General features: G+C 71.8%; 17 protein-coding genes and 4 tRNA genes. 9 read left to right on the forward strand and 12 right to left on the reverse strand.

Annotated features, from left to right (window positions below; translation table 11 throughout):
- Positions 1–21 precede the first annotated feature (21 nt).
- Positions 22–1377, reverse strand: a complete 1356-nt coding sequence (locus TCUR_RS10070) for an MBL fold metallo-hydrolase (RefSeq protein WP_012852389.1) — start codon at positions 1375–1377, stop codon at positions 22–24.
- Positions 1378–1526: 149 nt separating this feature from the next.
- Entirely contained in the window at positions 1527–1796 is a 270-nt protein-coding gene (locus TCUR_RS10075; RefSeq protein WP_012852390.1) for a metal-sensitive transcriptional regulator, read from the reverse strand.
- Between the two features lie 142 nt (positions 1797–1938).
- Between TCUR_RS10075 and blaOXA the strand changes: the two genes are divergently transcribed.
- Positions 1939–2841: a class D beta-lactamase gene (blaOXA, locus tag TCUR_RS10080; protein WP_012852391.1), complete on the forward strand. Its 903-nt coding sequence runs from the start codon at positions 1939–1941 to the stop codon at positions 2839–2841.
- Between the two features lie 6 nt (positions 2842–2847).
- On the opposite strand, the gene TCUR_RS10085 is transcribed toward blaOXA, so the two are convergent.
- Complete coding sequence (locus tag TCUR_RS10085) at positions 2848–3531, reverse strand: CBS domain-containing protein (protein ID WP_012852392.1); 684 nt, start codon at positions 3529–3531, stop codon at positions 2848–2850.
- Between the two features lie 200 nt (positions 3532–3731).
- Between TCUR_RS10085 and TCUR_RS10090 the strand changes: the two genes are divergently transcribed.
- Both TCUR_RS10090 and TCUR_RS10095 read left to right on the forward strand, forming a co-directional pair.
- Positions 3732–4565 (forward strand): universal stress protein, encoded by an 834-nt coding sequence (locus TCUR_RS10090; RefSeq protein ID WP_012852393.1) that lies wholly within the window; start codon positions 3732–3734, stop codon positions 4563–4565.
- A 223-nt stretch (positions 4566–4788) separates the two neighbouring features.
- Positions 4789–5664: a universal stress protein gene (locus tag TCUR_RS10095; RefSeq protein WP_012852394.1), complete on the forward strand. Its 876-nt coding sequence runs from the start codon at positions 4789–4791 to the stop codon at positions 5662–5664.
- Positions 5665–6261: 597 nt separating this feature from the next.
- Here TCUR_RS10095 and TCUR_RS24895 read toward each other — a convergent pair.
- The 4 genes from TCUR_RS24895 to TCUR_RS10115 form a co-directional block, all read right to left on the reverse strand.
- Positions 6262–6651 (reverse strand): STAS domain-containing protein, encoded by a 390-nt coding sequence (locus tag TCUR_RS24895; RefSeq protein ID WP_052305479.1) that lies wholly within the window; start codon positions 6649–6651, stop codon positions 6262–6264.
- A gap of 692 nt (positions 6652–7343) precedes the next feature.
- Positions 7344–7415 (reverse strand) — tRNA-Val (locus TCUR_RS10105).
- A gap of 4 nt (positions 7416–7419) precedes the next feature.
- Positions 7420–7490, reverse strand: a tRNA-Cys gene (locus TCUR_RS10110).
- Between the two features lie 29 nt (positions 7491–7519).
- A tRNA-Gly gene (locus tag TCUR_RS10115) sits at positions 7520–7592 on the reverse strand.
- Positions 7593–7724: 132 nt separating this feature from the next.
- Between TCUR_RS10115 and TCUR_RS10120 the strand changes: the two genes are divergently transcribed.
- The 3 genes from TCUR_RS10120 (at position 7725) to sthA (ending at position 11024) form a co-directional block, all read left to right on the forward strand.
- Entirely contained in the window at positions 7725–8738 is a 1014-nt protein-coding gene (locus tag TCUR_RS10120) for a chorismate-binding protein (RefSeq protein WP_012852396.1), read from the forward strand.
- Positions 8701–9525, forward strand: a complete 825-nt coding sequence (locus tag TCUR_RS10125; RefSeq protein ID WP_012852397.1) for an aminotransferase class IV — start codon at positions 8701–8703, stop codon at positions 9523–9525. Before TCUR_RS10120 ends, TCUR_RS10125 begins: the two co-directional genes overlap by 38 nt.
- 95 nt (positions 9526–9620) lie before the next feature.
- Positions 9621–11024, forward strand: a complete 1404-nt coding sequence (sthA, locus tag TCUR_RS10130; RefSeq protein WP_012852398.1) for a Si-specific NAD(P)(+) transhydrogenase — start codon at positions 9621–9623, stop codon at positions 11022–11024.
- Between the two features lie 33 nt (positions 11025–11057).
- On the opposite strand, the gene TCUR_RS10135 is transcribed toward sthA, so the two are convergent.
- Positions 11058–11477, reverse strand: coding sequence for an SsgA family sporulation/cell division regulator (locus tag TCUR_RS10135; RefSeq protein ID WP_012852399.1), 420 nt, complete (start codon positions 11475–11477; stop codon positions 11058–11060).
- A gap of 497 nt (positions 11478–11974) precedes the next feature.
- Between TCUR_RS10135 and TCUR_RS10140 the strand changes: the two genes are divergently transcribed.
- Positions 11975–12502, forward strand: coding sequence for a PGPGW domain-containing protein (locus TCUR_RS10140; RefSeq protein WP_012852400.1), 528 nt, complete (start codon positions 11975–11977; stop codon positions 12500–12502).
- 203 nt (positions 12503–12705) lie between these two features.
- Here the strand turns inward: TCUR_RS10140 and TCUR_RS10145 are convergent, their stop codons facing one another.
- From TCUR_RS10145 to TCUR_RS10155, 3 genes are all read right to left on the reverse strand, one after another.
- Positions 12706–14016, reverse strand: coding sequence for an alpha/beta fold hydrolase (locus TCUR_RS10145; protein ID WP_012852401.1), 1311 nt, complete (start codon positions 14014–14016; stop codon positions 12706–12708).
- A gap of 159 nt (positions 14017–14175) precedes the next feature.
- Positions 14176–14616, reverse strand: coding sequence for a pyridoxamine 5'-phosphate oxidase family protein (locus tag TCUR_RS10150; RefSeq protein ID WP_012852402.1), 441 nt, complete (start codon positions 14614–14616; stop codon positions 14176–14178).
- A gap of 343 nt (positions 14617–14959) precedes the next feature.
- Positions 14960–15766 (reverse strand): mycofactocin-coupled SDR family oxidoreductase, encoded by an 807-nt coding sequence (locus TCUR_RS10155; RefSeq protein ID WP_012852403.1) that lies wholly within the window; start codon positions 15764–15766, stop codon positions 14960–14962.
- A gap of 316 nt (positions 15767–16082) precedes the next feature.
- On the opposite strand from TCUR_RS10155, the gene TCUR_RS28600 reads away from it, so the two are divergent.
- Positions 16083–16358: a tyrosine-type recombinase/integrase gene (locus TCUR_RS28600; RefSeq protein WP_353745285.1), complete on the forward strand. Its 276-nt coding sequence runs from the start codon at positions 16083–16085 to the stop codon at positions 16356–16358.
- A gap of 120 nt (positions 16359–16478) precedes the next feature.
- Here TCUR_RS28600 and TCUR_RS10160 read toward each other — a convergent pair.
- Positions 16479–16553, reverse strand: a tRNA-Val gene (locus TCUR_RS10160).
- 129 nt (positions 16554–16682) lie between these two features.
- On the opposite strand from TCUR_RS10160, the gene TCUR_RS10165 reads away from it, so the two are divergent.
- Positions 16683–17258, forward strand: coding sequence for an MFS transporter (locus tag TCUR_RS10165; protein WP_148232981.1), 576 nt, complete (start codon positions 16683–16685; stop codon positions 17256–17258).
- Positions 17259–17279 lie beyond the last annotated feature (21 nt).

Below are 17279 nucleotides of genomic sequence, written 5' to 3' on the forward strand. Positions count from 1 at the left end.
AGGGGGAAGGAACCGGCCGGGCTACCTCCGGCCGGAGCCGGGAAGGGCGGCCAGGGCCGCCAGTTCGGTCACTCCGGCGCCCGACAGCACCACCGGGGCGAACCCGGCCCGGTGCAGCACGGTCGCCGCGATGGTGGAGCGGCGGCCGGAGGCGCAGGCCACCAGCACCGGACGGGCCGGGTCCAGGTCCTCGGGCACGCCTTGCTCCACCAGGTCGGGCAGGAAACGCCAGATCGCGCCGGGCAGCGCGACCTCCTCGCGCTCGGCGGGGGTCCGCACGTCCAGCACCTGCGCGCCGGGCAGGCGGGCCAGCGCGGCAAAGAGCCGCAGCCCGGCGATCTCGAAACGGGCGGTGCGCGAACCGGTCAGGTCGGTGACCACGCCGCGCACCCGGTCGAAGCCGATGCGGGCCAGCTGGGTGACGGCCTCGGCCACGTCCTGGCCGGGCTCGGCGATCAGCACGATCGGCGCGCCGTGGGGCAGCAGCCAGCCCGCCCACAGGCCGAAGTCCTCGCCCAGCTCGATGCCCGTGGAGCCGGGCACGAACCCGGCCGCCATCGCCCGCCGCGGCCGCATGTCGACCACCTGCACCTCAGGCGGCAGGCCGGCCAGGTCGGCGGCCTGCAGCGCGGGAACCTCCAGCGGCGGCATGGGCGGCGCGCCGCGCAGGTTGGCCGGTCCCATGTGCCGGTAAAAGGCCGGGATCGGCAGGGGCCGGGCCAGCATCCGCTCGGTGAACTCCTCGGCGGACGCCAGGGCCAGCAGGGGGTTGGAGTCCACTTCCTCGCCGATGGTGGACACGTACCGGCCGGCCCCGCCGGAGGTGCACAGCGAGCCCTCCCCGTGGGTGGGCAGCAGCAGCACGTTCCGCGGCAGGCCCGCCAGGCGGTGCAGGGAGCGGTACTGCAGGCGGGCCAGCGTCCCGGCGCGTTCGGGGCCCAGCAGGTCGGGGCGCCCGGCGGCGGCCACCAGCAGGCTGCCGCCGGAGCACACCGCCACCGGCTCCCCCTCCACCAGCACCAGGTAGCTGGTGTGCTCGGGGGTGTGGCCGGGGGTGTGCAGCGGGCGCAGCACCAGGCCCCCCTCGGCCTTGAGGTCCTCCATGTGGAAGGCGGGGGTGCAGGGGTAGGCCGGGGCCGCCCCGGCGGGCAGCACCAGCTCGGCGCCGGTGCGGGCGGCGGCCTGCGCCGCGCCCGACAGGTAGTCGTTGTGCAGATGGGTGTCGGCCACAAAGCGCAGCGTCACGTCCCGCTCGGCCGCCGCCTCCAGGAAGCGGTCGATGTCGCGCTGGGGGTCGACCAGCACCCCGATCCCCTCGTGGATCAGCAGGTGGGTGCTGTCTCCCAGGCCGGGGGTGCGGAAGGACAGGACCTCCATCGTCGATCACCTCTCGTATACCCCGGGGGGTATCTAGGGGACATGCCGCCGCCTCGGCCGGAATGTGACCGGGGGGAGGGGCTATACACCCGGGGGTATGTAAAGCTCGCGTAAAAGCCCCGGCTGGGCTCCGGCCGGGGCGGCGGCCGTCAGGCCAGGGCCAAAAAGAGCCTCTCCAGCTCCTCTTCGCTCATCGGGGCCGGTTCGCCGCGCTCGCGGGCCGCCTGGCAGTGGCGCAGCCCGGAGGCCACCAGCTTGAAGCCGGCCCGGTCCAGCGCCTTGGAGACCGCGGCCAGCTGGGTGAGGACCTTCTCGCACTCCTCGCCCTGCTCGATCATCGCCACCACCGCCGCCAGCTGCCCCTGGGCGCGCTTGAGCCGGGTCAGCGCATCACCGACCAGGGCCTCGTTCATCCGCATGTCTGCCAATATACCCCAGGGGGTACCCGGGTCCGGATCCGGCCGCGGCGTCACCGGTCACCGCCGCCCGGATGCCGCGAGGATGAACCCTGCAGCACGCAAGGGCCGCCCCGGCCCGTCACCGGCGACAGGAGCTTCGGCCATGCCACCTCACCGTCCCGCACCGGCCCCCCGGCGTCCGCGGACCGGGCGGCTCGCCGCCGTCCTCACCGCGCTGACGCTCCTCGGCGCCGCCTGCGCGGCCCCCGCCACCCCGCCGCGGGCCGCGCAGAGCACCACCGCGACCGCGCCGCACAGCCGGCCGGCGTCCCCGCAGGTCCGCGACGATCTGCTGGAGGTCTTCCGCCAGGCCTCCGTCACCGGAACGTTCGTGCTGATGGAGGCGGAAAGCGGCCGCACCACCGTGGTCGGCCGCGAACGTGCCGCCCGCCGCTACGTGCCCGCCTCCACCTTCAAGATCCCCCACAGCCTGATCGCCCTGGAGACGGGCGCGGTCGCAGACGCCGAGGAGGTGATCCCCTACGGGGGACGGCCCCAGCCCCGTCCCGAATGGGAACGGGACATGACCTTGCGCGAGGCGATCGCGGCCTCCAACGTGCCGGTGTTCCAAACCCTGGCCCGCCGGATCGGCCTGGCACGGGAACGGCACTGGCTGCGGCGGCTCGGCTACGGCAACCGGCAGACCGGCACGGCGCTCGACCGCTTCTGGCTGGACGGGCCGCTGGCGATCTCGGCGCTCGAACAGACCGGCTTCCTGGCGCGCCTGGCCACCGGGCGGCTGCCGGCCTCCCGCCGCCACCAGCGCCTCGTCCGCGACCTGCTGCGCGTCGAACGCACCGTGGACTACGCGTTGTTCGCCAAGACCGGCTGGGGCACGGCCGGCGACCCCGGCATCGGCTGGTGGGTCGGCTGGGTCGAACGCGACGGCCGGATCTGGACCTTCGCCCTCAACATCGACGTCGGCGACGACCGCGACGCCGCCCTGCGGATCCCGCTGGGACGGAGACTGCTGCACCGCCTGGGCGTGCTGCCGTACCCCGCCTAGGGCTCGTCAGGCCCGCGGGATGGGCACGCGCCCGCTGTCGTCGAACTCGTAGGTCAGCTCCTCGGTCACGTCCACCACCCCGTCGACCTCGGCGACGAAGCGGGTGAGGATCGGGATCAGGCTCTTGGTCTCCACCCGCCCGCTGAGATGGACGACGCCGTCGTGCACCCGCACCTGGACCGTGGAGGGGTCCTGCCACAGCGTCCGGACGATGACCTGCTCCACCACGTCCTCGCGGATCTCCTCGTCCGAGCGCAGGAAGACGCGCAGCACATCCGAGCGGGCCACGATGCCCACCAGGCGGCCGTCGTCATCGGTCACCGGCAGCTGGTCGACCTTGTGGCGGGCCATGATGCGCGCCGCCTCGGCCGCGGTGGCCTGCGGGGAGACGGTGATGACCGGCGTGGTCATCAGACCCCGGGCGTTCACCGCACCGGCCTTGGCCTGCGCCCGGCGGCGCCGCAGGGCGCCCAGCAGACCGGAGGGCGTGCGCCGGGGGCCGCCGAACTCCTGCTTGTGCAGCAGGTCGCTCTCACTGACGATGCCGATGACGCGCCGGTCGGCGTCGACCACCGGGACCGCGTCGATGCGGTGCTCTTCGATCAGCTCGACGATCTCGACGAACGGGGTCTCGGCACGGACGCTGACGACGTTCTCGGTCATCAGCTCCTGGACTCTGCGACCCTTCATGGCGTCCTCCCTCAGTCCGCTGCCTCGACGGTAAAAACCGGGCAACGGGCAGGATCAGGGGCGAAAGTCCCCGCACCGGGGACCCTCCGTCCCGACTCCGCGGCACCGGGACCTTGGACTCATGTGCCCGCCGTGACCCGGGCATACCGTGGCGGTGCGAGGAGCCGGCGGCGCCGGCCGCCGGCAGGGGGAGGTGCGCGATGAAAGCGCCGGTCATCGTGGGGATCGACGGCTCGGCCCGCAGCCTGCGGGCGCTGGACTGGGCGGTGGAGGAGGCCCGCCTGCTGGGCGCGCCGCTGCGGCTGGTGCACGCCTCGCGCCTGCTGGCATGGGACGGGGCGCTGACCGAGGAGGCCCGCACCGCGCTCAAGGCCGAGCGCACCGGATGGCTCGAGCGGGCCGCCGAGCGCGCCCGGCGGCGCCGGCCCGGCTGCCGGGTCGAGACCGAACTGCCGGCCGAAGACCCCGTCCAGGCCCTGGTGAAGGCCGGGGAGAACGCCTCGCTGATCGTCGTGGGCGCCCGCGGCAGCGGCGGTTTCGAAGGGCTGCTGCTCGGCTCGGTGGGCTTGTTCGTGGCCTCGCGCGCCACCTGCCCGATCATGGTCGTCCCCGAGAGCGCACCCGATCCCGAGCAGGCTCCCGGGCACATCGTGCTCGGGGTGGACAAGGGCCGCTCCGCCGAGCACGCGATCGGCTGGGCCTTCGCCGAGGCCGACCGGCGCGGCGCCGCCCTGATCGCCCTGCACGCCATCGGCACCGGCTACGGCTCGCCCCGCCAGCGCGTCGGCGAGCAGATGCACCTGGCGGAGGCGCTGGCCGGATGGACCAGCCGGTACCCCGACCTGACCGTCGAGCGCCGGCCGGTGGAGGGCAAGGCCGCGGCCGCCCTGGTGGCCGCCTCGCAAGACGCCGCCCTGGTGGTGGTCGGCGCGCGCCGCAGGCACGGCCTGCCCGGCGGCATGGCGCTGGGCCGGGTCAACCACGCGGTGCTGCACCACTCCCGCTGCCCGGTGGTGGTCGTCCCCGCCTCCTGAACCGCCCGGCAGGGGTCCTCCGTCCGGCCGGGCCGGGACCATCGGCCCTGACCCGCCGCCGCGGGCGGGCGGAGGCTGAGGGCAGCGGCACGGCGCCGGCGAACCCGATCGGGCGGGCGCGGCCTGGCACGGCAGACCGCCGCCTGCCGCGCCCGCCCGGCGCCCGGCCGCGCGTCCGCACCGACCTTGCGGATGAGTCCTTGCGGACCGAAGGAGGACGACCATGACCGTGTCCCTGCCCGCCATCGCCGTCGGCACCGACGGCTCTCCCCAGGCGGAAGCGGCCGTGCGCTGGGCGGCCGACGAGGCGGCGCGCCGCCGGCTGCCGCTGCGGATCGTGCACGTGCTCCAGGAGGTCCCCCGGGATTACCCCCTGCCCGGCCCCCGGCCGCAGGACGTGCCCGACCACCAGGTCGACGCCGGCCGCCAGGTGCTGGCCGAGGCCGAGAAGCTGGCGCGCGACCTCCACCCCGACCTGACGGTCACCACCCGGCTGGAACGCGGCTTGCCCCGGGTGGTGCTGCTGGAGCAGGCCAAGGAGGCGTTCACCATGGTGCTGGGCAACCGCGGGCACGGCGGTTTCGCCTCCCTGCTGCTCGGCTCCACCGGCCTGCGGGTCGCCGGCCACGCCCAGGGGCCGGTGGTCATCGTGCGCGGCACCCCCGACCCCGTCCACGGCGAGATCGTCGCCGGAGTGGACCTGTATGGGCGGGACAACGACGAGCTGCTCGCCTACGCCTTCGACGAGGCGTCCCTGCGCGGCGCCCGGCTGCGGGTGCGGTACGCCTTCCAGCTCGCCGAGCTGCTGCTGGCGGCCGGCGACCGGGACGAGGCGAGCCGGCTGGAGCAGGGCCTGCGCGCTCAGCTGCAGGAGATCGTGGACCGCTGGCAGGAGCGCTACCAGAGCGTCCACGTCGTCCAGGAGGTGGTGCGCGAGCACCCGGTGCAGGCCCTGGTCGACGCCTCCCGCCGCGCCGACCTGCTGGTGGTCGGGGCCCGGGGGCACAGCCCGCTGGGCGGCGTCCTGCTCGGCTCGGTCAGCCACGGCGTCATCCACCACGCCGCCTGCCCGGTCGCCGTGGTCGGCCCCCGCCGCTGATCTCCGGCCGGCGGCCTGGTCCCTCAAGGTTCTGGACGCGGGGTCTCGGCGGCTCCGCGCCGTCCCGGGCCACCGTATGGACGCCCCTGCCGGGGAGACGGGGCGTCGAATAGGCGAAGCGGATTCGCCGCCTCCGGCACGCCGGAAACGATCACGGCGTGCCGGAAGACCTCCGGTGAACCCTTTCGCACCGGGCCTCAGCCGCCGGGGCAGGAGCCTCCCCGTCTCGTCCTGTGAATGACGGCGTGGTGAAAAGAGAGCGGCGGAGGCGAAATGCGCAATCCGCCGCCCCGCCCGCAAGGTGCGCATGGGCAATGATCAACGAATGTCGCCCTCGAGGGCCGCAGACGACGGGAAGATCAAAAAACCGGGTGAGCGTCGACCACCCGCCGACGCCATGGACGCCGCGCCCCGAACAGCCGGCACGCCGCGCGCCGATAGTCGGGACACCTCTTTCAGCGGTGGGCTCACCCGGTGGGGAGACCGCCGGCACCGGCCTTCGGCGTGCGGGCCGCCTCGCCGCTGGGAGCCGGTTTTCTCGCGGCGGACCTCCGGACGTATCGACGATGCAAGAAGACCAAAGAGCCGCCGGCTTTCTCAGCCGAGCGGTTCGGGAATGGACGGAGCGCCCGCGCTCATCGGGAACCTGCGGTCCAGCCCCGTGATCCGCAGCAGCCGCGCCACGTTCGGCGGCACCCGCTCCAGCAGGACCCGCCCGCCCTGCCGCTGGGCGTCGTTGGCGATGCGGACCAGGACGCTCAGCCCCTGAGCGTCGCAGAAGGTCACCCCACCGAGGTCGACCCGCACGTCCCCGTCCGCCTCGCTGAGCGCGGCACGCGCCCGCCGGTACAAGGACCCGGCGCTGGCCAGGTCCATCTCCCCCCGGATCGCGATGGTGACCCGGCCATCCGCACCGACGTGTGCCGATGCGTCGGCACCGCTGCTGGCAAGGGCGGCAAGCCACGTTTCCATCAACATGGAACCCATTCTCCTACTTTCACCGGAGGACCCTGAAGGACCAACGTCCCAGGAATCCACAGCAAGTGTCCCTTAGCGGGCATAAGGCGCCCGTGAAGAGAACCCAAAGCGCTTCCCAAGCCCGTTCAGCCCGCGCGGCGCCCTCTCCAATATGCACCACCACGGGCCGCCGCGGCTCCACCGAAAACCCCTGCCGGGTCTTCGGTCCCGGCGTGGCCGTCCCACCGGGTTCCGGGCGGAAGATCGCCTCGGAAACATCTCCTCAGACGATCTTCATACCCGCCCATCGCAAAAGTGAATCTTCCCGGCCAACGCCCTGTTTTGGCGCCCTGCGTTCACTCTCCGTACAGAACATCCCAAGGTCTCAGAAATCTTCAGAATGAAGACAAGAGTGGCCAAGAAGAAAAGCCGCAGAGCCTCAAGCCCGGCCCTGAAAGGTCAAAAAACCGGAGATGTCCCCACGGGTTGCACCGATTTCAGAGCGCTCCGGGACGGCACGGCGAGCGCCGTCACAGAACCCGGCGGCTTGAGCGATCGACGACGGGCCCGCCCAGGCCCCGAACCTCTCAAGATCTGGAAACCTCACGCCCGTCCCGTATGGGAATGGGCGGAACCGTGCACCTCAGAAATCCGGAGGACGCCCCGCGCGAACGCCGCGGGGCCGGGAGCCGCTGGGCCAGCGAGCGGGTTCACCCGCTCCGTGGGCGATACTGGAATTGAACCAGTGGCCTCTTCCGTGTCAGGGAAGCGCTCTCCCACTGAGCTAATCGCCCTCAGAGGTGGAGACGGGATTTGAACCCGTGTACACGGCTTTGCAGGCCGTTGCCTCGCCTCTCGGCCACTCCACCGAGGGAGGCCGCGGTGTGTGGCCTCTCAGAGCGGACGACGGGATTCGAACCCGCGACCCTCACCTTGGCAAGGTGATGCTCTACCAACTGAGCCACGTCCGCACGTCCCTTGCGGCCGCCCCGCGGGCCTCCGCTCGGTGACGCAGAAAAGATTAGCGAACTTACGGCCCGATCCCAAACCGGTTTGCGCGGCCCGGCTGCGGCGCCGGCGCGCCGCAGCGGGACACTTGGGGCATGCAGGAGGCTTTCGCCCACGTCGGAGGGCTGCTGGCCACCGGCCTCGCCGACCTGACCGACGATCCGGCGGCGCTGGACTCCCGCGGCTGGTGGGCGGTGGTGGTGACCTACGAAGGCAAGGTCACGTGCATCCGCTTCTCCCGGGTGCGGCCGGCGCCGCTGCCGCGCGCCCCCTGGCGGCCGCCGGGGGAGTGGCGCAGCTCGCTGGACCGGGACGGCTATGTGGCGGGCGTGCAGGCCATCCGGGAGGCCATCGCCGACGGGATCGTCTACCAGGCCAACTTGTGCCGGGTGCTGTCGGCCCCGCTGCCGGCCGGCGCCGACATCGCCGGGCTGGGCGCGCTGCTGGCCCGCGGCAACCCCGCACCGTATGCGATGACGCTGCGGGCGCCCGGCGTCCAGATCGCCTGCGCCTCGCCCGAGCTGTACCTGTCGCGCGACGGGCGGGTGGTGGAGTCCCGGCCGATCAAGGGGACCGGGCGCACCCGCGCCGACCTGCTGCCCAAGGACCGCGCCGAGAACGTGATGATCGTCGACCTGGTCCGCAACGACCTGGGGCGGGTGGCCGAGATCGGTTCGGTCCAGGTGCCGGCGCTGTGCGCCACCGAGGAGCACCCGGGGCTGGTGCACCTGGTGTCCACGGTGCGGGCGCGCCTGCGGCCGGGCGCCGGCTGGCCGGAGCTGATCGCGGCGACCTTCCCGCCCGGCTCGGTCACCGGCGCCCCCAAATCCAGCGCGCTGACCCTGCTGGAGAAACTCGAACCCGTGCCCCGCGGCCCGTACTGTGGTGCCGTCGGCTGGGTGGACGCCGACGCCCGGCGAGGCGCCCTGGCGGTGGGCATCCGCACCTTCTGGGCGGAGGAGGGCCTGCTGAAGTTCGGCACCGGCGCGGGCATAACGTGGGGCTCCGAGCCCGTCCGGGAGTGGCGCGAGACCGAGCTGAAGGCGGCTCGGCTGTTGGAGGTGGCGGCAGGTGAAGGTCTGGGTCAACGGGAAGCTGCACGACCCTGAGGACGCCCGGGTCTCGGTGTGGGACCACGGGATGCTGGTGGGCGACGGGGTCTTCGAGACCGTCAAGGCGGTGCACGGCGAGCCGTTCGCGCTGAGCCGCCACCTGCGGCGGCTGGCCCGCTCGGCGGCCGGGCTGGGCCTGCCGGAGCCGGACGCCGAGGCGTTGCGGGCCGGCGTGGCCGAGGTGCTGGCCGCCGCCCCCGACTGGCCGCTGGCCCGGATCCGCATCACCTACACCAGCGGACCCGGCCCGCTGGGCTCCGACCGCGGCGCCGAGGGGACCACCGCCACCATCATCGCGGCCGAGCAGAAGCCCTTCCCGCCCACCGCCAAGGTCTGCGTGGTGCCGTGGCGGCGCAACGAGCACGGCGCGCTGGCCGGGCTGAAGACCGTCTCCTACGCCGACAACGTGATCGCGCTGGCGTACGCCAAAAAGCGCGGCGGCGGCGAGGCGATCTTCGGGAACCTGGCCGGCGACCTGTGCGAGGGCACCGGCTCCAACGTCTTCGTGGTCCGCGACGGCCGCCTGATCACCCCGCCGCTGTCGTCCGGCTGCCTGGCCGGGGTCACCCGCGAGCTGGTCCTGGAGTGGTGCGGCGGGGAGGAGGAGAACCTGCCGCTGTCGGAATTCACCTCCGTGTCGGAGGCGTTCTTGACCTCCACCACCCGCGACGTGCAGCCGATCGCCGCCATCGACGACGTCGTGCTGCCGGCCGCGCCGGGCCCGGTGACCGCCAAGGTCATGCAGACCTTCGCCGCCCGCGCCGCCGAGCACTCCGACCCCTGACCGGCCCGGTCGCCGCGCCGGCCCGGAAGGTCACCGATTTGGCACGTTCCGGACGATCTCTTCTGTGTTCATTCCGGTATGGCGACACTTGAGGGGTGCGTGACTTCGACATCCTCGTCATCGGGTCCGGGCCCGGTGGGCAGCGCGCGGCGATCGCCGCGGCCAAACTCGGTCGCCGGGTGGCGATCGTCGACCGGCGGGACATGATCGGCGGTGTCTGCATCAACACCGGCACCATTCCCTCCAAAACCCTCCGCGAGGCCGTGCTGTACCTGACCGGCCTCAACCAGCGCGAGCTGTACGGCCAGAGCTACCGGGTCAAAGAGGAGATCACCGTCGCCGATCTGGGCATGCGCACCCGGCATGTGGTCGGCCGCGAGGTGGACGTGATCCGCAGCCAGCTGGCCCGCAACCGCGTCACCGTGGTGACCGGCACCGCCCGTTTCCTGGACCCGCACACCGTCGAGGTCACCGACGGCGGCGGGCAGCGGCGCGAGCTGACCGCCGACAAGATCGTCATCGCCACCGGCACCCGGCCGGCCCGGCCCGCGTCCGTGGAGTTCGACGATGAGACCATCATCGACTCCGACGGCATCCTGCGCCTGAAACGCATCCCCGACAGCATGGTGGTGGTCGGCGCCGGGGTGATCGGCATCGAGTACGCCTCCATGTTCGCCGCGCTGGGCACCAAGGTCACGGTGGTGGAGCGGCGGGAGCGGATGCTGGAGTTCTGCGATCTGGAGATCGTGGAAGCGCTCAAATACCACCTGCGCGACCTGGCGGTGACCTTCCGGTTCGGGGAGAACGTCAAAGCGGTGGAAAAGCGCCCGGGCGGTGCGATCACCATCCTGGAAAGCGGCAAGCGCATCCCGGCCGACACCGTGATGTACTCGGCCGGACGGCACGGCATGACCGACGACCTGGGGCTGGAGGCCGCGGGGCTGACCGCCGACGAGCGCGGCCGGATCGCCGTGGACGACTGTTATCGCACCGCCGTCCCGCACATCTACGCCGTAGGCGATGTGATCGGTTTCCCCTCGCTGGCCGCCACGTCGATGGAGCAGGGGCGGCTGGCCGCTCACCACGCCTGCGGGGAGCCGGCCGGGGGCATTCACGAGCTGCAGCCCATCGGGATTTACACCATTCCCGAGATCAGCTTCGTGGGGCACACCGAGGACGAGCTGACCGCCGCCAAGATCCCTTTCGAGGTCGGTGTGGCGCGCTACCGGGAGCTGGCGCGCGGGCAGATCATCGGCGATTCCTATGGGATGCTCAAGCTGCTGGTGTCGCCGCTGGACCGTTCCCTGCTGGGGGTGCACGTCTTCGGTACCGGGGCCACCGAGCTGGTTCACATCGGGCAGACCGTGATGGGCTGCGGCGGGACGGTGGACTACCTGGTCGACGCGGTGTTCAACTACCCCACGCTGGCGGAGTCCTACAAGGTGGCGGCGCTGGATGCGATGAACAAGATGCGGCAGATCGCGCTGCTGGACGAGTGAGGACGCACGGTCCCGGCGGCGTCCTTCACCCGGTCAAGACGGCCACAGCAGGTTCTCCAGCTCGGCCTCCATGTCGATGAACTCCGCCTCCCGGCCCGCCGGCACCGCCCGGTAGGTGCGGTGCAGGAATTCCGCCAGCGGCGGCAGCGGCACCTCGAACAGGGCGTCGCCGAAGGGGGAGGACAGCGCGATGTGCACGATGCGGTCGCCGCCGGGCTCGGCGGGCCAGACCTGCACGTCGCCGTCCCCGACCCGGCGCACGATTCCGACCGTGAGCAACTCGCGGGCGAAGATCCATTCCACCGGTTCGTCGTTGCCCACGTAAAAGGACATCCGGATGGCGTACGGATCGTCGGTGGCGTACTCCACCTCGGCGAGCAGCGGAACGGTCGTGCGGTCGGGAACGACGAGCCGGAGGCCAAGCTCGGCTGAGATGGTCCTACTGCTGTCCATGGCCAATCCTTCGAACGTCGGTCCCGCGAGCACGCGGGGCAACCACCGGAGCTGAACTCCCTTTCCACGGATGTCCCCGCGATCTATGACGCGTAACTGCCGGAACTTGTGGGAACATTCCACCTCCAGGGGGTTGTGTGATCTATATCACTTCCCCGAAAACCGGGTTTGACCTGGGCAAACGCCCCGCAGATGGGCGATGGGGACGTGCTGGGGACCCTCCATGGCCGCACCGTGGACCCGCACTGTGAACGTGTTTCAGGCCCCGCCGGTTGCCGGGGCGCGCCCGGCGGCCCGATGCGGCCACCGCCAAAGAATCAGATTCGGCTCAGTGGCGAACTTCGGTCCGATCTTCGGCGTCCTACCGGTGAGTCGTCCGGAATCGACCTTGGGGACACTCCAGGGGGCCGAAGCTCCTCGGTACCCGGTGAGTACGCTGATGAGCATTCCGGACGGGGGCAGGACCGATTCGACCCGCGACAGCCGGGGGAGAGTGCATGGGGTTCGAGGTGGCGATGGACCGTGACGAGAAGCGGCGGGGCGCATCGGAACTGATGGATCAGACCGCCGCAGCCGTCGGAGAGGCCGTCGAGGAAGCCGAAGCGGCCGTGGAGGACGCCACCAGGGCCGTCTCCGGCAGGTTCCATCGCTTCCGCGAATACATCCGCCGCAACCGGCTGCTCAACACCACCTGGCGGATCGGCGTCTTCACCGTCGGGGTGACCGTGCTGCTGGGCGGCCTGGTGATGATGATCACGCCCGGGCCGGGCATGCTGGGCATCATCGTCGGCCTGGCCATCTTGGCCACCGAGTTCGCCTGGGCCAAGCGGGCGCTGCGCCGGGCCCGCGCGGCCGCCGAGAAGGCCAAGGAGAAGGCCCTGGACCCCAGGGCCCGGCGGCGCAACACCATCCTGGGCGTGGCCGGCGGCGTGCTGGTGGGCGCCCTGGTCATCGCCTACCTGGTGATCTACGAGTTCACGCTGCCCTGGAACATCGTCGACTACACGCCCTGGACCAAGGACTGACGTCCCCTACCGCGCCCGCATCATCGTGCGGCGCCCGCCCGGCGCGGGGTGCGCCGGCCGAGTGGCAGAACGCCCCCGCGGGACGCGACCTGGAAGCCTGCCGCTCCGGCGACGTCCTGAGCGACCTCAAGAAGGGCCGCCGCCCCCGGCAGCTGACCGCCCCGCCCGGGGCCGCAGGGGACGCCTGCGGCCCCGGGCCCGGGTCAGCCCACGTAGTCGTCGAACTGCACGGTGAACCGGTGCTTGCTGGACGGCAGGGCCGGCACCACCAGCACATCCAGCGCGCCGGAGCCGCCGCGCGGCCGGGAGACCACCGGGATCGGCCGGCCCGCCGCGCTCGCCGGGATGAACACGTCCACGCCGGTCAGGAACGGCTGCTCGAAGAAGGACGGGATCGGGGCGCTCAGATCGGTGACCCCGTCGCGGCCGGCGTCATAGGCGAAGATCCCGATCACCCGCTTGGTGCGCGGCGCGTTGGCCGCGTTCAGCACCTGCCGGCCGTTGATCCACAGCGCGTCGCCGCCCGCCCCCTGGTCGCCCCACCATTCCCGCTGCCGGTTGATCACCAGGCTGACGTGCCGGTCACCGGTCTCCACCCGGCCGGAGACCCCCTCGCCCGGACGGCTCGTCAGCACGCGGACCAGGGCGTCCGAACGCCGGAACGGCTGGAAGTAGGTGTGGTGCACGGTGCCCTCGTCCCAGATCACCGCGAATTCATAGTGGGCGCCGCCGCGTCCCAGGAACGGACCCCACCGCCCGTCCGGGCCGATCCGGTAGGCCGCCAGCGGCCGGCGGGTCTTGCGCGCACCGGTGCGCGGGTCCACCTCGAAGATCTCCATGCGCGCCCCGTCGGCTCCCACATTGCTGGGGAACAGCACCGTGCGTCCCGACAGCCGCACCACCGCCTCCGGGACGATCGCCGTGGTGCGCGGGGCCCGCCCGGTGAAGAACTCAAAGAACGCCGCGAAGGTCTTCGCCGAGGTGACGACCTCGGTGTGGGCCTGGTCGGGGAAGTAGACGTTCTTTGCCCCGCCGATCCGCCGTTCGGGCGAGCCCTCGCCCCATACCGCCAGCGTCGGCACGCCGCCCGGCTGGTCGGGCGAGGTCGCCCCGTCGAGGTTGACATAGTGGGCGACCTTGGCGGCCCGCTCCGGCGAGCTGCGCAGGTAGGCCTGCATCAAGGCGGTCCCCAGCGAGTGCGCCAGCAGATCGACCTTGTCGGCCCCCGACTTCTTCAGCAGCCGGTCGATCCGCCGGTCCAGCCCCGCATAGACCTGCTCGGGGGTGTTGACCTCGAACAGCGAGTCGTACTCGTGGGCCTCGATCAGGTCGGCCCGGTACCCGTTGCCGGTCAGCCGCCGGGCCTGCGTTTCGAACTGGCCGCCCGATCCGCTGAAGCCGTGGACGAAGATCACCGGCCTGTGCCGGTGGGTCGCACCGTGCCCCGGCGGCGCCGCCATCGCGCTCGCCACCACTGCCACCGCCATCACGGCGAGAAGTCTTCGCACCAGCACGCGCGCCTCCCTTGCCCCGCCGGGGCCGGATCTCCCCGGTCGGCAGTCAGCGTCCGTGCCTGATCACCGTGAGTCAACACTTCGGCCTACCGTCGTCTGTGACGGCGCCAATGCGAGGCGCTCGGCGGCGTGCGCCGCGCACAACGCCGGCCGGCTCGTTCAGGGCCGGCGGACGCGGCGGCCGCTGATGCTGGTGGGGGTCAGCCGGAAGTGGGCCTCCCGCTCGCCCTCGGGCCAGGACTCCACCTGCGGGGCCGCCGCGCTCTCCTCCTCGGACATGCGGTGGGCACCGCCGCGGAGCATCACGCTCCACCCCTCCCGCGCGGCCTCGTCGATCCGCACCACGCCGAAGGCGATGCGCAGCCCCGTTCCGTGCGGCATCGCCGTCAGGCTCCGGTTCAGCCGCCCGCCCAGGGAGGTGTGGAAGACCACCGACTCCCCGTCCAGCACGTAGTTGACCGGGATGAGGGCCGGTCCCTCCCCGTCGTCGAAGGCCACCAGCCCGATCCCGCCCGGGGCGATCAGCCGCAGGCACTCTTGGCGGTCCAGCTCCTCCAGCACCCGCTTGGACGTCGCACCGGACCCGGCGGCGTGATCCATGGGCCCACCTCCGCACATCGCGCGCATTCCGACAGCACGATCAAACACCCACGCCCCTGCCCGCCGCACCGCGATCTGCACCACCGAACCTTTTCGCCGCGTCGTCTCCGCAGCGCGGGGACGGGATCCTTGCGGTCAGGGGCGATGCGATGACCTGGGAAGGCACGGGTATCGGCGCCTGGTGCCACGGGAGCACCGCACATCGCTCACGCGCCGGTGCGCGCTCTTTGAAGGGGAGGAAACGCCACGCCCCCGTCCGCCGGCGGGACGGGGGCGTGCGTCTGCCTTGGCAGGCGATGAGGCGGGCGTTCCCGGCTTCTCCGGACGCCCGGTCACGAAGGGCTCACCGGTTGAGAGCGCCCAGGTCGACGGGCAGCTGGGCGCCGGTGATGTACTTGCTCTCGTCGGAGGCCAGGAAGGCGACCATGTTGGCGATGTCCTCGGGCTCGACCATCTGGTAGGGCAGGGCCGGCATGTAGATGGGCGCGAGCATGGGCGACTGGGCCAAAAAGTCCCGCATCGAGTCGTCGGTCATGCCCGTGCGGACCCCGTGCGGGTGGATCGTGTTGACCCTGATGTCGTGCTCGGCCAGCTCGTTGGCCAGCGTCTTGGCCAGCCCCACCACCCCGTGCTTGGCGGCGGCGTAGTGGGCCAGGAAGGGCAGCCCCTTCAGGCCCGCCACCGAGCTGATGATGATGACCGACCCGCCCTGCTTCTGCTCAAGGAGCACCGGCACGGTGGCCTTGACCGTCTTCCACACCCCCGTGAGGTTGATGTCGATCAGGTCCTGCCACTGCTCCTCGTCCAGCTCCCAGGTGCGCCCGTAGTTGACGATCCCGGCGTTGGCCACCACCACATCCAGCCGCCCGAACTGAGCGACCCCTTCCCGGACCACCGCCTCCAGCTCGTCCAGCTTCCGCACGTCCGCCTTGCGGGCCAGCACCCGCCGCCCCTGCTGCTCCACCAGCTTGGCGGTCTCGTCCAGATCGGCCTGCGTGGCCGCCGGGTACTTGACGTACCGGCTGGGGTTGTCGACGAGGTCGATCGCGATGATGTCGGCCCCCTCGGCGGCGAGCCGGACGGCCTCGGCCCGCCCCTGCCCGCGCGCGGCCCCGGTGATGAAGGCGACCTTGCCCGCCAGACGCCCCATGGACTACCTCCCCATCGATACAGACCGGGCAAGCCGACCCGCAAAGCCTTTCAGAGCAGCGCGGACACCTGCAAAAAGGCCGCCCGGTGAACGGCCCGGCCATGATGGCACTCAGTGCCAAAGGTGAGCAAGAACATCCTCTCCGTCTTGCAAGATGTACTTTCGCGAGTTCTGCAAGTCCTGCTCGCTGTGACTATCAGAGCGCCGCCGCTGTCGGAGAAGCAGCGTTTCAAGGACGCGAGCGCAACTCGTTGAACGCCGTTCGTCCCCGGCAGTGCCGGAAGGCCGGCCCGGTGGCTCGAAGCGAGGGGAGCGGGTGGGTCGCGGCTTGGTCTTCTGCACCCGCACCGGCGATCCTCTCGACGCTGCAAACGTCCGGCGAGCGTTCCGGGTGATCACCTGTAAGGCGGGCGTCGGCGAGAACTGGACGCCCCACAAGCTCCGTCACTCGTTCGTGCCGATCGTGAGTGACAGCGGCATGCCCCTGGAGACCATCGCCGACCTCATCGGCCACGCCGGCGCGGCCCATGACCGAGAAGATCCATCACCATCGGCTCAGGGCCCGTCATCACCGAGGGCGCCGAGACCATGAACACGGTCTTCGCCCGAAGCCGGTCCGTGTGACCGTCGTGACGACGGCCCCGGACGACCTCCAAGATCGAAAAAGGCCCCGGAGCTTGACTCCGAGACCTTCGATGAGCTGTGTAAGCGCTGGTGGGCGATACTGGGTTCGAACCAGTGACCTCTTCGGTGTGAACGAAGCGCTCTCCCACTGAGCTAATCGCCCCGGCGGCTTGTCTGCCGTCGCGTGAAAAGAGTAGCGCATCCGGAGGGGTTCTTGCGCATCGGTTACGGGGAGCGGGGGACTTCGGGTGTCGGGAGGGGGCGGGGAGGCCGGTGGCATGATGGGAGCGTCATGGCTATGCCCCCGCCCTGCCGGTTGCTGCGCGCCTCGTCCTTTGCGGCCGTGTGCGTGTCCTTGACGGTGGCCGGGCACGTCGGGGTCTCTCAGGAGGCGGTGCCGTGGGCGGCGGCCGGGATCGGCGGGCTGGGGGTGCTCGGGGTCGCCTGGCTGCTGGCGGGGCATGAGCGGTCGGCGGTGACCATCCTGGCGGGGCTGCTGGGCGGGCAGTTCGGGCTGCACGTGCTGTTCGCGGCGGTGCAGTGCGGGGGTGCCGCGGGGCATGCCGGGCACGGAAGCGGTGTGCCGGAGACGGTGTCGGGCGGCGCCGGGATGACGCTGGCGCACCTGGTCGCGGCGGCGGTCTCGGCCTGGTGGCTGTGGCGGGGGGAGCGCCTGGCCTGGGCGCTGGCGCGGCGGGTCGCCGCGTTCTCGCTGCGGGCCGTGCTCGCCCTGCTGGAGGCGGCTCCGCTTCCGCGGCGGCCCGTGGTGGGCGGGTGGCGGGCGCCGTGCGTGCGGGTGCGGGCGGCGCTGCTGCGGCATTCGGTGGGGCTGCGCAGTCCTCCTCGTTCGGTGTTCGCGCTGCTTTGACCAGGTGAAACCGGACGAAAG

It is taken from the genome of Thermomonospora curvata DSM 43183 (genome assembly GCF_000024385.1).
Lineage (GTDB): Bacteria > Actinomycetota > Actinomycetes > Streptosporangiales > Streptosporangiaceae > Thermomonospora > Thermomonospora curvata.

Excerpts from the sequence above, each read along its gene's own strand:
- TCUR_RS10070 (WP_012852389.1), bottom strand. The coding sequence starts at position 1,377 with ATGGAGGTCCTGTCCTTCCGCACCCCCGGCCTGGGAGACAGCACCCAC.
- TCUR_RS10075 (WP_012852390.1), bottom strand. The coding sequence starts at position 1,796 with ATGCGGATGAACGAGGCCCTGGTCGGTGATGCGCTGACCCGGCTCAAG.
- blaOXA (WP_012852391.1), top strand. The coding sequence starts at position 1,939 with ATGCCACCTCACCGTCCCGCACCGGCCCCCCGGCGTCCGCGGACCGGG.
- TCUR_RS10085 (WP_012852392.1), bottom strand. The coding sequence starts at position 3,531 with ATGAAGGGTCGCAGAGTCCAGGAGCTGATGACCGAGAACGTCGTCAGC.
- TCUR_RS10090 (WP_012852393.1), top strand. The coding sequence starts at position 3,732 with ATGAAAGCGCCGGTCATCGTGGGGATCGACGGCTCGGCCCGCAGCCTG.
- TCUR_RS10095 (WP_012852394.1), top strand. The coding sequence starts at position 4,789 with ATGACCGTGTCCCTGCCCGCCATCGCCGTCGGCACCGACGGCTCTCCC.
- TCUR_RS24895 (WP_052305479.1), bottom strand. The coding sequence starts at position 6,651 with ATGGGTTCCATGTTGATGGAAACGTGGCTTGCCGCCCTTGCCAGCAGC.
- TCUR_RS10120 (WP_012852396.1), top strand. The coding sequence starts at position 7,725 with ATGCAGGAGGCTTTCGCCCACGTCGGAGGGCTGCTGGCCACCGGCCTC.
- TCUR_RS10135 (WP_012852399.1), bottom strand. The coding sequence starts at position 11,477 with ATGGACAGCAGTAGGACCATCTCAGCCGAGCTTGGCCTCCGGCTCGTC.
- TCUR_RS10140 (WP_012852400.1), top strand. The coding sequence starts at position 11,975 with ATGGGGTTCGAGGTGGCGATGGACCGTGACGAGAAGCGGCGGGGCGCA.
- TCUR_RS10150 (WP_012852402.1), bottom strand. The coding sequence starts at position 14,616 with ATGGATCACGCCGCCGGGTCCGGTGCGACGTCCAAGCGGGTGCTGGAG.
- TCUR_RS10155 (WP_012852403.1), bottom strand. The coding sequence starts at position 15,766 with ATGGGGCGTCTGGCGGGCAAGGTCGCCTTCATCACCGGGGCCGCGCGC.
- TCUR_RS10165 (WP_148232981.1), top strand. The coding sequence starts at position 16,683 with ATGGCTATGCCCCCGCCCTGCCGGTTGCTGCGCGCCTCGTCCTTTGCG.